The organism is Phaeovulum vinaykumarii (genome assembly GCF_900156695.1).
Lineage (GTDB): Bacteria > Pseudomonadota > Alphaproteobacteria > Rhodobacterales > Rhodobacteraceae > Bieblia_A > Bieblia_A vinaykumarii.
Window position 1 is genome coordinate 39,227 of sequence record NZ_FTOM01000007.1, and the last position, 12,890, is coordinate 52,116.

The 12,890-nt window shown below is 70.4% G+C and carries 14 protein-coding genes; 11 read left to right on the forward strand and 3 right to left on the reverse strand.

The annotated features are described in order from the left end of the window. Positions 1 to 53 precede the first annotated feature (53 nt). Positions 54 to 302, reverse strand: coding sequence for an accessory factor UbiK family protein (locus BW949_RS12830; protein ID WP_076366723.1), 249 nt, complete (start codon positions 300 to 302; stop codon positions 54 to 56). Between the two features lie 232 nt (positions 303 to 534). On the opposite strand from BW949_RS12830, the gene lgt reads away from it, so the two are divergent. The 5 genes from lgt (at position 535) to BW949_RS12855 (ending at position 5,198) form a co-directional block, all read left to right on the forward strand. Then, complete coding sequence (lgt, locus tag BW949_RS12835; protein ID WP_076366725.1) at positions 535 to 1,467, forward strand: prolipoprotein diacylglyceryl transferase; 933 nt, start codon at positions 535 to 537, stop codon at positions 1,465 to 1,467. Further along, positions 1,464 to 2,561 (forward strand): class I SAM-dependent methyltransferase, encoded by a 1,098-nt coding sequence (locus BW949_RS12840; protein ID WP_076366727.1) that lies wholly within the window; start codon positions 1,464 to 1,466, stop codon positions 2,559 to 2,561. Before lgt ends, BW949_RS12840 begins: the two co-directional genes overlap by 4 nt. Positions 2,562 to 2,743: 182 nt before the next feature. Continuing rightward, entirely contained in the window at positions 2,744 to 3,505 is a 762-nt protein-coding gene (pgeF, locus tag BW949_RS12845; RefSeq protein WP_076366729.1) for a peptidoglycan editing factor PgeF, read from the forward strand. Positions 3,506 to 3,828: 323 nt separating this feature from the next. Continuing rightward, complete coding sequence (locus tag BW949_RS12850) at positions 3,829 to 4,008, forward strand: hypothetical protein (RefSeq protein WP_076366731.1); 180 nt, start codon at positions 3,829 to 3,831, stop codon at positions 4,006 to 4,008. A gap of 344 nt (positions 4,009 to 4,352) precedes the next feature. Continuing rightward, on the forward strand, positions 4,353 to 5,198 hold the full coding sequence (locus BW949_RS12855) for a Hint domain-containing protein (protein WP_083947761.1): 846 nt from the start codon (positions 4,353 to 4,355) through the stop codon (positions 5,196 to 5,198). 172 nt (positions 5,199 to 5,370) lie between these two features. On the opposite strand, the gene BW949_RS12860 is transcribed toward BW949_RS12855, so the two are convergent. Beyond that, positions 5,371 to 5,871: an Lrp/AsnC family transcriptional regulator gene (locus BW949_RS12860; RefSeq protein WP_076366733.1), complete on the reverse strand. Its 501-nt coding sequence runs from the start codon at positions 5,869 to 5,871 to the stop codon at positions 5,371 to 5,373. A gap of 334 nt (positions 5,872 to 6,205) precedes the next feature. On the opposite strand from BW949_RS12860, the gene trxB reads away from it, so the two are divergent. The 6 genes from trxB (at position 6,206) to BW949_RS12890 (ending at position 12,057) form a co-directional block, all read left to right on the forward strand. After that, positions 6,206 to 7,150, forward strand: coding sequence for a thioredoxin-disulfide reductase (trxB, locus tag BW949_RS12865; protein ID WP_076366735.1), 945 nt, complete (start codon positions 6,206 to 6,208; stop codon positions 7,148 to 7,150). 169 nt (positions 7,151 to 7,319) lie between these two features. Continuing rightward, a complete protein-coding gene (locus BW949_RS12870; protein ID WP_076366954.1) occupies positions 7,320 to 7,871 on the forward strand; it encodes a VOC family protein in 552 nt (183 codons plus the stop codon). A 300-nt stretch (positions 7,872 to 8,171) separates the two neighbouring features. Then, positions 8,172 to 9,884: a bifunctional sulfate adenylyltransferase/adenylylsulfate kinase gene (locus BW949_RS12875; protein WP_076366737.1), complete on the forward strand. Its 1,713-nt coding sequence runs from the start codon at positions 8,172 to 8,174 to the stop codon at positions 9,882 to 9,884. A gap of 338 nt (positions 9,885 to 10,222) precedes the next feature. Then, on the forward strand, positions 10,223 to 10,687 hold the full coding sequence (locus BW949_RS12880) for a calcium-binding protein (protein WP_076366739.1): 465 nt from the start codon (positions 10,223 to 10,225) through the stop codon (positions 10,685 to 10,687). Between the two features lie 75 nt (positions 10,688 to 10,762). Then, the gene (locus BW949_RS12885; protein ID WP_076366741.1) at positions 10,763 to 11,083 is read left to right on the forward strand and encodes a hypothetical protein; all 321 of its coding nucleotides are present in this window, start codon (positions 10,763 to 10,765) and stop codon (positions 11,081 to 11,083) included. Beyond that, positions 11,080 to 12,057 (forward strand): Hint domain-containing protein, encoded by a 978-nt coding sequence (locus BW949_RS12890; RefSeq protein WP_076366743.1) that lies wholly within the window; start codon positions 11,080 to 11,082, stop codon positions 12,055 to 12,057. The genes BW949_RS12885 and BW949_RS12890 overlap by 4 nt, the downstream gene beginning before the upstream one ends. Here the strand turns inward: BW949_RS12890 and BW949_RS12895 are convergent. Beyond that, a complete protein-coding gene (locus BW949_RS12895; protein ID WP_076366745.1) occupies positions 12,021 to 12,770 on the reverse strand; it encodes a glutathione S-transferase family protein in 750 nt (249 codons plus the stop codon). The genes BW949_RS12890 and BW949_RS12895 overlap by 37 nt on opposite strands. Positions 12,771 to 12,890: the final 120 nt, after the last annotated feature.

Here is a 12,890-nt window from a genome sequence, read left to right on the forward strand (position 1 = left end):
GCGTCATCGGGTGTCCTGTCGCGGCGTGGGGCGCGTGCGCGCCCGGCGCGGGCTTATTTGCCCTGCGCGGCCTCGAGCGCGGCGATGCGCGCCTTCAGGGCCTCGTTTTCCTCGCGGGCGCGGGCGGCCATGGCGCGGACGGCCTCGAATTCCTCGCGGGTGACCAGATCGCGGTCGGCAAGCCAGCGATCCATCCAGCTTTTCATCGCCGTCTCGGCCTCGCTGCGCGCGCCATGCGCCACGCCCATGGCATTGGTCATCAGCTTGGAGACATCGTCGAAGAACTTGTTCGGGGCCTGCATCTGCGTTTCCTTCGGCTGTCCGCGCGCGCGGAGAAACTGTTTCACGGGCCGCAATGCGGCATCGGGCCCTATATGGGGCGGACGAGGCAAAACCTCAAGGTTGACTTCACCGGCCCGGCGCGGCTCTTTGCCCTTGCGCAGGGCTTCCGACGCGCCTTTCGGGCGGGGGCCCGGCGCCCCGGAACCCCGCCCACGCCCCAGAACCCGCCCGCGCCCAGAACCCGGAGCCCCCATGCCCGCGAGCCTGCTTCCCGCCCTGTCGCCCCTGCCGTTTGCGGCGCTGAACTTCCCCGACCTCGCGCCCGAGGTGTTCGCCCTCGACCTGGGCTTCATGACCTTTGCGCTGCGCTGGTATGCGCTGGCCTATATCGCCGGGCTGGTCATCGGCTGGCGGCTGGTCATCGCGCTGATGAACCGCCCCGCGATCTGGGGCCGCCCGACCGCCCCCGTCGCGCCGGCGCGCATCGACGATCTGCTGACGGCGGTGGTTCTGGGCGTGATCCTGGGCGGGCGGCTGGGCTATGTGCTGATCTATCAGCCGGGCTATTACCTGTCCCACCCGCTCGAGATCCTGGCGGTCTGGCAGGGGGGCATGTCCTTTCACGGCGGCTTTGCCGGGGTGATCCTGGCCGGGCTGTGGTTTGCGCGGCGCGACCGGGTGCCCGCGCTCAGCCTGGCCGATGCGATGGCCGCGGTGGCGCCGGTGGGGCTGTTCTTCGGGCGGCTGGCCAATTTCATCAACGCCGAGCTGTGGGGCCGGCCGACCGACCTGCCCTGGGGGGTGATCTTCCCCGGCGCCGCGGCGCAGGCCTGCCCCGGCCCCGCGGGGCTGGTTGACGGGCTCTGCGCGCGCCATCCCTCGCAGCTCTACGAGGCCGGGCTCGAGGGGCTGGCGCTGGGGGTCGTGCTGTGGGTGCTGATCGCGCGCGGCGCGCTCAGGGCGCCGGGGCGCGTGCTGGGGGTGTTCCTGATCGGCTATGGCGCGGCGCGCTTCGTGGTCGAATTCGTCCGCCAGGCCGATGCGCAATTCATCACCCCCGACAATCCCCTGGGCCATGTGCTGGCGCTAGGGCCGCTGGGAGTGTCGATGGGGCAACTTCTGTCGCTGCCGATGATCCTTGCGGGGCTCGTCTTCGTGCTCCGCGCGCGCAAGGGGGCGGCATGAGCCCGCTGGCCGGGCGGCTGGCGGCCCGCATCCGCGCCGAGGGGCCGATGCGGATCGACATGTTCATGGCCGCCTGCCTGCTGGACCCCGAGCACGGCTATTACACCCGCGCCGAGCCCTTCGGGCGGGCGGGCGATTTCATCACCGCCCCCGAGATCAGCCAGATGTTCGGCGAGATGCTGGGCGTCTGGCTCGCGCAGATGTGGCAGGCCGCGGGGGCGCCCGCGCCCTTCGTGCTGGCCGAGCTGGGCCCCGGCCGCGGCACCTTGATGGCCGACATCCTGCGGGTGGCGCGTCAGGTGCCCGGCATGGCGGCGGCGGCGCGCGTGCATCTGCTCGAGGCCTCGCCGCGGCTGCGCGCGCTCCAGGGCGAACGGGTGCCCGGCGCGATCTGGCACGACAGCCTCGAGACCCTGCCCGAGGGGCCGCTCTTCGTGGTGGCCAATGAATTCCTCGACGCGCTGCCGATCCGCCAGTTCCAGCGCACGGACACGGGCTGGGCCGAGCGGCTGGTGGGCCTTGCCCCGGCGGCGGCGGGCGCGGGATGCCACCGGCTGGCCTTCGGGCTGGCGCCGCCGCGCGCGGTGCCCGAACTGGACGGCAAACGGGCGCACACGCGCCCCGGCGATTGGGTCGAGACCTGCCCCGCGGCCGTGCCGATCGTGCAGACCATTGCCCGGCGCATCGCCGATGGCGGCGGCGCGGCGCTCTTCATTGATTACGGCGGCTGGGACGGGGTCGGCGACACGCTCCAGGCCCTGCGCGCGCATGCCCCCCAGGATGTGCTGGCCGAACCGGGCTGCGCCGATCTGACCGCGCATGTCGATTTCGCACCGCTGGCGCGGGCGGCGCGCGCCGCCGGTGTCGCCGTGGCCGGACCCGAGACCCAGGGCGCCTTTCTCGAACGTCTGGGCATCACCGCGCGCGCCCAGGCGCTGGCGGGCAAGCTGTCGGGCGACGCGCTGGCGGCCCATGTCGCCGCGCATCGCCGGCTGGTGCACCCGCAGGAGATGGGGCATCTCTTCAAGGTGCTGGCGCTGCACCCCGCGGGCACGCCGCTTCCCCCCGGCCTGAGCGCGCCCGCCCCCCGCTGACCTGCCCCCCGGCGCGCCAGCGCCGCCAGCCCGGCGCCCGCAGGCCCGATCCCGCCAGCCCTGCGCAGCGTCCCCATGCCCCGGCCCCAAACGCCACCGGCCCCACATCCCGCCGAATGATCGGGTTCAGCCGGTCCACGCCGGGGCTTGCACCCGCCCGCCAAGCTGGCGATAACGGCGACATGCCGGCCACGCTCGACATCATCACCTCACCGCTTCTCGAAGGCGTCACGCACGGGTTCTTCACCCGCCGGGGCGGCGCATCCTCGGGGGTCTTCCAGGGATTGAACTGCGGGCATGGCTCGTCGGATCTGTCCGAGGCCGTGTCCGTCAACCGCACCCGCGTCGCCGATGCGATGGGGGTCGACCCCGAGCACCTGGTCGGCGTGCACCAGATCCATTCGCCCGATGTGGTGACCCTGCAAGCGCCGCCGCTGGCGCCGGTCAAGGCCGATGCGCTGGTGACGGCGACGCCGGGGCTGTGCCTGAGCGTGCTGACCGCCGATTGCCAGCCGGTCCTGTTCGCCGATGCCCGCGCGGGCGTGATCGGGGCGGCCCATGCCGGGTGGAAAGGCGCGCGCGGCGGCGTGCTGGAAAGCACGCTGGACGCGATGGAGGAGCTGGGCGCCCAGCGCGCGCAGATCACCGCCGTGATCGGGCCGACGATCTCGCAGATGGCCTATGAGGTCGGCCCGGAATTCGAGGCCACCTTCCTGGGCGACGACCCCGAGGCGCATCGCTTCTTTCGCCGCGGCCCCGGCGGACGGGCCCATTTCGACCTGCCGGCCTATGGCCTGCACCGGCTGAATACGGCGGGCGTGGGCCGGGCGGTCTGGACCGGGCATTGCACCTATTCCGACCCGGCGCGGTTCTTCTCGTTCCGCCGCGCCACCCATCTGGGCGAAGTCGATTACGGCCGCCTGATCTCGGCGATCCGTCTCTGAACCGCCGCCACACGTGACGGCCCCACACGCGCCGATCCCGGCCGAACCGATCCGCCCCGCGCGATCCGCCCTGCGCACCGGCCGCCCTGCGCCCCCCTCTCGGAACCGCGCTTGCCTTGATCCGCACCCCGCCCTTGCCGCGGGCGAGAGGCGCGCCCCCCCCGCCACATTCGCGCCGCCATTCTGTCCCCGCGCCGGAAACATTCCCCCCGCATGCCCAAGACCTGCCGCAAATCGCGGTCAGAAAAAGGGTGTCCGGGCAGAAGACCCGGATCGCTGAGGCCCGGCGGGCAAAACGCCCGCCCGATCAAGGAGCACCGAACATGGCCACCGCACAGGGCACCACGCCGTCTTCCCGCCCCCGCCGCTGGCTGGCCGCCGCATTGGCCGAGACCGCCCGTCCGCAGCCCGACATGCCCTGGGCACGCGGCACGGCCCGGGCCGAAATGCACGCCCGTCGCGCCGCCGCAGCCCAACCGGCGCCGCGCCGCGCGGCCGGCTGACCCCGCTTTCCTTCGCCTGTCCCGCGGGCCGGCCCCACGGGGGCTGCCACTCCCGATTGCGGGTGACATCAGCGCGGATCGCCTTGCCTCCCTTTCCGGGCCTCCCTTTCCGGCCCCCCTTTCCGGGCCTCCCTTTCCGGAAACGATTCGCACCCTCACCGGCCCGGGGCCGGTCCGTCGGATCAGGCGAAACAGTCTCGGGGCGCGCGGCAGGATTGTCAGCGCGCCCCGGACCAATTCCGGCAATAATTTGACATCGCGGTAAATCGCAGGCCTTTCATGGGCTGTCTCTCTGCGCTCGGTGGGGGCCGTTGCAGATGTGACCAGACCGGAAGGCTGTTCGCATGTCCTATCTCCACCGGCCGACCGGCGGCAGCCTGCCGCGGGTCAGCGCCCCTGCATCTCCGCAAACGGCCGCGGCTGCCGCAGCCCTTGCGCGGGCGCCCGCGTTGCCCCGCGCCACGCCCGATCCCGCGCCGCCCGAACGGCCCCGTGCCCGTCCGCTGACGCGGCGCTATGAGACCATGTGGCTGACCCCCGAGGGCGACATCGCCGACGCGACCCGCATCGCGCCCGCCACGCCGCTCTTCGAGGAAGCCTTCGCCGCGCTGGCCCGCGGCGCGGTCGTCGCCACCGAGGACGGCCCCGTCGCCATCGAAGACCTTTTGCCCGGCATGCGGGTGATGACCGCCGAGGGGCGCGCCGAAACCGTGCTCTGGATCGGCTCGATGCTGATCTTCCCCGATGCCGCCCATCCCGACGCGCCGCCCGCGCGCATGATCCGCATCACCGCCGATGCCTTTGGCCCCGGCCGGCCGTCCAGCGATCTGGTGCTGGGCCCGCGCGCGCGCCTTCTGCTGCGCGACCCGCGTCTGCGCGCACTGGCCGGAGACGACCGCGCCTATGTCCCGGCGCAAAGCTTCGTCGATGGCGTCAGCGTGATCGAGGTGGCGCCGCTCTCGCCCGTCGCGGTGCATCACGTCGCGCTGGAGCATCAGGGCTCGATGCGCATCCTGGGCATGGATGTCGAAAGCTATCACCCCGGCGGCGGTATCGAGACCATGCACGAGGCGCGGATGCTGTCGCTCTTTGCCGATATCTTTCCCAGCTTCCGCACCTTGTCGGCCTTTGGCCGGATGGCGCATCCGCGGCTGACCCGGCACGAGGTCGAGAGCCTGCTGTCCGGCTGACCGCCGCCCCCCCGACGCTGCCCGCCGACGCTGCCCCCCCGACGCCGCTGCCGGCGCCGCTGCCGCGCGCCCGCCCGAACAGGCACGCGCCGCCCCCAGGGGTGCGGCGCGGCGGCCAGAGAAACGAAAGGGTGGGGAAACGAAAGGGTGGCGAAGCGAGCGGGAAACCGGCTCAGGCCAGCTTCGACAGGCGCTCCTCGAGCACGTCGAAGGGCACGCCGGGCTGGTCCTTGGCGCAGCGGATCACCAGCGAGGTCTTGACCGAGGCCACGTTCTCGGCGGCGGTCAATTGCCCGGTCAGGAAGCTCTGGAACGACGACAGATCCGGCGCCACGCATTTCAGGATGAAGTCGATCTCGCCATTCAGCATGTGGCATTCGCGCACCAGCGGCCAGGACCGCGCCAGCGTCTCGAAGGCCGACAGGTCCGACTCGGCCTGGCTCTTGAGCCGCACCATGGCAAAGACCGCCACCTCGAAGCCCAGCTCGCGCGCATCCACCTCGGCGTGATAGCCGCGGATATAGCCGGCCTCCTCGAGGGTGCGCACCCGGCGCAGACAGGGCGGCGCAGAGATCCCCACGCGCTTGGCCAGCTCGACGTTGGTCATGCGCCCATCGGCCTGAAGCTCGGCCAGGATCTTGCGATCGATCTCATCGAGCCTGCTGCCCGCCATTCGTCCCTCTCCGGTTTCACGCTTCGAGACCGTAGCCCCGGCCTTTGCGTTGCGCAATATTATTTCGCGGTCCGTCACGCAAGCGCAATCGAGCGCGATCACGAGAGCAGGTTGCGCAATTTCGCTGCATTGCCTGCGAAACGGGCATCCCCACCGGCCGCGTGACGTGGTGCGGCGGCAGGGGCGGCCCTGGCCCTGCGTCCTGCACAGGCGCCCCACACGAGCGCCCCACACGGGCCTTCCGACAGCGGCCCGACCCGCGGGGGGTTTTCCGCCCCGCCCGTGCGGCCTATATCCAGACCGGCGACAAGGAGCAAGAACGCGAGGGGTGCGCATGTCGGACGAAAAGCGGATGCGGGTGCTGATCATCGGCTCGGGGCCTGCGGGCTATACGGCCGCGGTCTATTGCGCGCGGGCGATGTTGCAGCCGGTGCTGGTGCAGGGCATGCAGCCGGGCGGGCAGTTGACCATCACCACCGAGGTCGAGAACTGGCCCGGCGAGACCGAGATCATGGGCCCCGACCTGATGAGCCGGATGGAAAACCACGCCCGCGCGATGGGCGCCGAGGTGATCTCGGACCTGATCACCGATCTGGATCTGTCCACCCGCCCCTTCCGCGCCACGGGCGACAGCGGCACGACCTATGTCGCCGATGCCGTCATCCTGGCCACCGGGGCGCAGGCGCGCTGGCTGGGTCTTCCGTCCGAGGAGAAGTTCAAGGGCTTCGGCGTCTCGGCCTGTGCCACCTGCGACGGGTTCTTCTATCGCGGCCAGGAGGTCGTGGTGGCGGGCGGCGGCAATTCCGCGGTCGAGGAAGCGCTGTTTCTGACCAATTTCGCCTCGAAGGTGACGCTGGTGCACCGCCGCGACAGCCTGCGCGCCGAGAAGATCCTTCAGGACCGGCTGTTCAAGCATCCCAAGATCGAGATCCTTTGGAACCACACGATCGAGGAGGTCGAGGGCACCGAACAGCCGCTGGGCGTGACCGGCGTGCGCGTGGCCCATGTCGAGACCGGCGCGACCCAGGTGATCCCCTGCACGGGCTTCTTCGTGGCCATCGGCCATGCGCCTGCCTCGGAACTGGTCAAGGACCAGCTCGAGTTGCACCACGGCGGCTATGTGAAGGTCGAGCCGGGCACGACCCGCACCTCGATCCCCGGCGTCTTTGCCGCGGGCGATCTGACCGACCATGTCTATCGCCAGGCGGTGACCTCGGCGGGCATGGGCTGCATGGCCGCGCTCGACGCCGAACGCTTCCTGGCCGGCGAGGAGGGCTGAGGCCAAAACCGGGCGGGGCGACCCCCTTCCGGGTCGCCCGCCGCCGCCCCCGCGTCCTTCGGCCGCGCCGGCTGTCACCGGAGGGTCGCACCGGACATGCAAGGCTGCGCCATCGTCCCGGCGCGGCTTCCGGCCACGCCGGACGGGAATGACCAACGGGGGCAGGATCATGCGCTGGCGCGGGGTGCATCACGTCGAATTCTCGGTTCTCGATTACGAGACCTCGATCGCGTTTTATGACCGGATGTTCGGCTGGCTGGGATGGCGCAGCTTCTCGACGCTCGATATCGGCTATCGCAGCACCTATTACATGGCGCGTTTTCCGCTGCCGCATTCCTATGTCGGCATCCAGCCGGCGCGCTCGGGCGCGAAACTGGCGCATGAGGCGCGCGCGACCGGCATCCATCACATTGCGCTCTGGGCCCGCGACCGCGCCGAGGTCGACGCCTTTCACACCGGCTTCCTGGCCGCCGAGGGGCTGACCCCGACCGAGGCCCCGGCCGAATACCCGGTCTATGCGCCGGGCTATTACGCCGTCTTCTTCGACGATCCCGTGACCGGCATCCACTGGGAGCTGGCCCATACCCCGCGGCTGCCCTCGCTCGGGCAGCTTCGGCGCTGGCGGGCCGCGCTGAAGGCCGAGGACGCCCGCCACCCCGAGCGCGGCCCCTTTGCGCAGGCGGCGATGCGCAAGCTGCCGGGACGGCCCGACAGGCCCTGACCTTGGCCCTGCCCCCCACGCGAGAAACGGACGGGCAAGGCGGAAGGAACCGGGAACGGCGGCCTGCGGCGCCCGCCCGCCCGAGCCGCCCTTCCCCCGCGATGCCGCGCCGCAGCACCTTTGTTCCCGGCTTCGGCAAAATCCCGGTCACACCCTTCCTTTTTCCACGCATTTCCCTGCGCGCGGGTTGAAAGAGAATTGGCCCTCGGGCAAAAGCGCGCAAGGCCCTGACGCGAATTTCCAGCCCGCGCGCCAGCCCCGCGCCACCCTTGTGACCGTGCCATCTGCAAAGGACGTCCGATGCCCAGCCCGAACCTGTCTCCGATCCCGGAACTCTATGTCTCTCATGAAAGCGCCCAGAAGCTGAAGCACGAGGCGGGCAACCTGCTGTCGTGGGATCTGACGCCGCGTCAGATCTGCGACCTGGAACTGCTGATGAACGGGGGCTTCTCGCCGCTCAAGGGCTTCCTGAGCGAGGCGGATTACGACGGCGTGGTCGAGAACATGCGCCTGGCCGACGGCACGCTCTGGCCGATGCCGATCACGCTCGACATCAACGACGATTTCGCCGCCCGCGTCGAGGTCGGCCAGGACATCGCGCTGCGCGATCAGGAAGGCGTGATCCTGGCGATCCTGTCGGTGACCGACAAATGGGTGCCCAACAAGTCGCGCGAGGCCGAAAAGGTCTTTGGCGCCGACGATCTGGCGCATCCGGCGGTCAATTACCTGCATCACACCGCCGGCAAGGTCTATCTGGGCGGCCCGATCACCGGCATCCAGCAGCCCGTGCATTACGACTTCAAGGCGCGCCGTGACACGCCCAACGAGCTGCGGGCCTATTTCCGCAAGCTGGGCTGGCAGCGCATCGTGGCCTTCCAGACCCGCAACCCGCTGCACCGCGCCCACCAGGAGCTGACCTTCCGCGCCGCGCGCGAGGCCCAGGCGAACCTGCTGATCCACCCGGTCGTGGGCATGACCAAGCCGGGCGACGTGGACCATTTCACCCGCGTGCGCTGCTACGAGGCGGTGCTGGACAAATACCCGCAATCGACCACCACGATGAGCCTGCTGAACCTGGCCATGCGCATGGCCGGCCCGCGCGAGGCCGTCTGGCACGGCCTGATCCGCAAGAACCACGGCTGCACCCACATGATCGTGGGCCGCGACCACGCGGGCCCCGGCAAGAATTCCGCGGGCGAGGATTTCTACGGCCCCTATGATGCGCAGGATCTGTTCCGCCAGTATCAGGACGAGATCGGCATCGAGATGGTGGACTTCAAGCACATGGTCTATGTGCAGGAGCGCGCCCAATACGAGCCCGCCGACGAGATCGCCGACAAGGATCAGGTGACCATCCTCAACATCTCGGGGACGGAACTGCGCCGCCGCCTGCGCGAGGGGCTCGAGATCCCGGAGTGGTTCTCCTTCCCCGAAGTGGTCAACGAGCTGCGCCGCACCTCGCCGCCGCGCGCCAAGCAGGGCTTCACCGTGTTCTTCACCGGGCTGTCGGGCTCGGGCAAGTCCACCATCGCCAACGCGCTGATGGTCAAGCTGATGGAAATGGGCGGCCGTCCGGTCACGCTGCTCGATGGCGATGTGGTGCGCAAGCATCTGTCCTCGGAGCTGGGCTTCTCGAAGGAGCACCGCGACATCAACATCAAGCGCATCGGCTATGTGGCGTCGGAAATCACCAAGAACGGCGGCATCGCCATCTGTGCCCCGATCGCGCCCTATACCGCCACCCGCCGCGCCGTGCGCGAGATGATCGAAGCCTATGGCGCCTTCGTCGAAGTGCATGTGGCCACCCCCCTCGAGGAATGCGAGGCGCGCGACCGCAAGGGTCTCTACAAGTTGGCGCGTGAAGGCAAGATCAAGGAATTCACCGGCATTTCCGACCCCTACGAAGTGCCCGAAAGCCCGGAACTGGCCGTCGACACGACCGGGGTCGATGTCGATCACTGCGCCCATCAGGTGATCCTGAAGCTCGAGTCGATGGGCCTGATCAAGGCCTGATCGCCCCTTGCCCCCAGACACTCGCGTGGCGCCCCGGTCTTCCGGGGCGTCTTGCGTTTTGGCCCCCTGCGGCGGGCCCTCCGGCACCTGGGCTGCGCGCACCAACGCCGCGCCATCAATCAGGACTGTGCCCGCATCTGAATGCTCGGTTCAGCTCGCGTTGGAGCCTGGTCCCGATGTCCGCCCCTCGCCTGCCGCCGCCCCGCGCGCCGGATTTCCGGCGCCCTGCCCTGCTGGCGCCCCAGGCCCGGCGGGCCCTTCGGGCATGCCCACCCGCCCGCCACCGGACCGGCATCCGGCCGGCGCCCGATCTGAGGAGGGGGGGGGCGCGGGCGCATATGGCCAGCAACGGCGACGACACGATCACTGGCACCGCCGGCGCCGATACCGTCGACCTGGGCGACGGCAACGACAGCTTCGGCTCCTGGATCACCGACACCGGCGACGACCTGATCTTCGGCGGCACCGGCGACGACACGATCCGCGTCACCGACACCGACGGCTTCGGCGTCCTCGCGGGGGACAGCGGCACCGACCGGCTCGAGTTCGTCTCGAACGCCACGACCGCGGGCACCTATATCCATTACACCGGCGGCGGCACGCTGGACTATTTCGAGTTTGGCACCCTGACCGAGCGCGGCACCGCGCAAGGCATCGAGAACATCACCGGCACCGATCATTATGACTGGATCGACGCCACCTCGAACACGCTGACCGCAAGCTATGACGGCGGTGCGGGCGGCGACACGACCCATGGCGGCGCGGGCGCCGAGACCTTGCGCGGCGGCGACGACAGCCTTTAGGGCAACGGCGGCAACAACCGAATCGAGGCCGATTACGGCAACGGCACCGCCCTGATCGACGGCGACACCGGCACCGTGGTCTTCAGCGACGGCACCGGCAACGGGATCAGCGCCACCTTCACCGGCGCGGGCAGCTTCACCTATGTCTATGACACGGTGGCCACCTCGGGCAGCGCCAGCGGCAGCATCGACGCCGGCGCCAACAGCGGCGCCTTCAGCTGCGATCTGGGCGGAGGCGGCGACCGCTTCGCAGGAGGGACGGTTGCCGAGACGATCTCGGGCGGCGCGGGCGATGACGTCATTGCCGGGGGCGCGGGCGATGATCGGCTGACTCTGGCACCGGGGCCGACACGCTGGGCTTCAGCGTCGGCGACGGCGACGGCGCCGACACGGTGACCGATTTCGACATGACCGACGACGGCTTCGGCCGCACGTTCGACCTGATCGACGTCAGCGCGCTGACCGATGCGAACGGCAATCCGGTCAATGCCTGGGATGTCAATGTCACCAACGACGGCTCGGGCAATGCGCTGCTGACCTTTCCCAACGGCGAGACGCTGACCCTGATCGGCATCCCGCACACCAGCGTCTCCAGCGCCAAGCCCCTGTATTCCATGGGGATCCCCTGCTTTGTCGCGGGCACGCGGATCGACACGCCCACCGGCCCCCGCCCGGTCGAGGATCTGCGCGCGGGCGATCTGGTGCGGGTGCGCGACGGCGCAGCGCTGCCCGTGCTCTGGGCCGGGCAGAGCCTGGCCGGGCGCGCCGCGCTTGACGCCGATCCGCGGATGCGCGCGATCGAGATCCGGGCCGGGGCCTTGGGCAGCGGTGCGGGTCTCGGGGCGGCATTGCGTGATGGTGCCCCTTGCCCCGCACGCCCCCTTGCGCCCCACGGCCCCCTTGCCCCCCACCACCTGCCCGCCACCCGCGACCGCCCCGGCGATGCGCCCCCCGAACGGTTGGTGCGAGCGGGCCATCTGGCCGCCACCGGCTGGGGGGGGCGTGCGCCTCCTGCGCGGCCTGCGGCGCGTTGCCTACCACCACCTTCTGCTGCCGCGCCACGCGCTGGTCTGCGCCGAGGGCTGTGGCTCGAAAGCCTCTGGCCCGGCCCGATGGCCCTTGCCGCCCAGGACCGCGCCGGCCAGCTTGCGCTTCTGGCCGCGCGCTCCGATCTCTTTGCCGCGCTGACGGGAATGGTGGCGGTCGAGCGACTCTATTCGCCGCGGGTGCGCCCGCTCTTGCCGCGCCGGGCGGTGACGCGCGCGGCCTGCCGCGACTGGAGCCGGCAGGCCGGGGCCTTTGCCTGCGCCGATGCCGCCGACACCGCGGGCGATCAGCCGCCGAAAGTCAGCGCCTTCATCCGCCGCTGATAGGCCAGCAGCGTCGGCATCGCATTGGCCGCACGCGTCAGCGGCGTGTCCAGCGTCTGGTCCATCGCGCTTGAAAGGCCGGCATAGGCGGTCATGTCGATCCGCCGCGGCGCATCGCCCAGGAAGAACGGCTTGTCGCCCAGGATCTGCGCCAGCGTGTCCAGGATGGCCTGCGCCTTGACCGGGATCGCGGCGCGTTTCTCGCGGCTCAGCCCCTCGACCTTGAGCCGCTTGACGACCTTGCGCCGCGCCATCGGCATCACCGGGCCATTGGCCAGAAGCCAGGGCAGATGGGTGCGCATCTCGCCGAAGAAGGCGCGCCAGGTCGCGTCCTCGCCCCAGCGGCTCCAGACGATCTGCCAATAGAGATCGCGCTCGAAGGTGGTGCACAGAAGTGTCGAGAGGCCGCGTTCGGCGTCGCTCAGCCCGGCATCGAGCGCCGGCCCCTTGCCCGCGGCCTCCCATTCGGCCTCGAGCGCGTCGATGATGCGTTCGCTGTCGGCCAGCACACGTCCGTCGGGCATGGTGGCAAAGGGCAATTGCCCCGAGGGCGATTGCCGGGTCGAGCGGATCTCGGTGCGGTAGGGCAGCTTGCGAAAGCGCAGATAGGTTTCGACCTTCATGCAGGGCGGCGAGGCATTGGGCAGCCCCAGCATGGCGGGAAACTGATAGAGAATGGTCCGGGGCGCGGCGGCGTCGTCGTCGTCGGTCATGGCGGTCTTTCCTGCTTGCCCCCGGCCTTCGGGGGGCCTGAACGGCCGGGCGCGGACATGACAGGGGCGCCGATGGCCCGCCCGACCTCAGGTCATAGCGCCGGGCGGGGGGATCGGGCA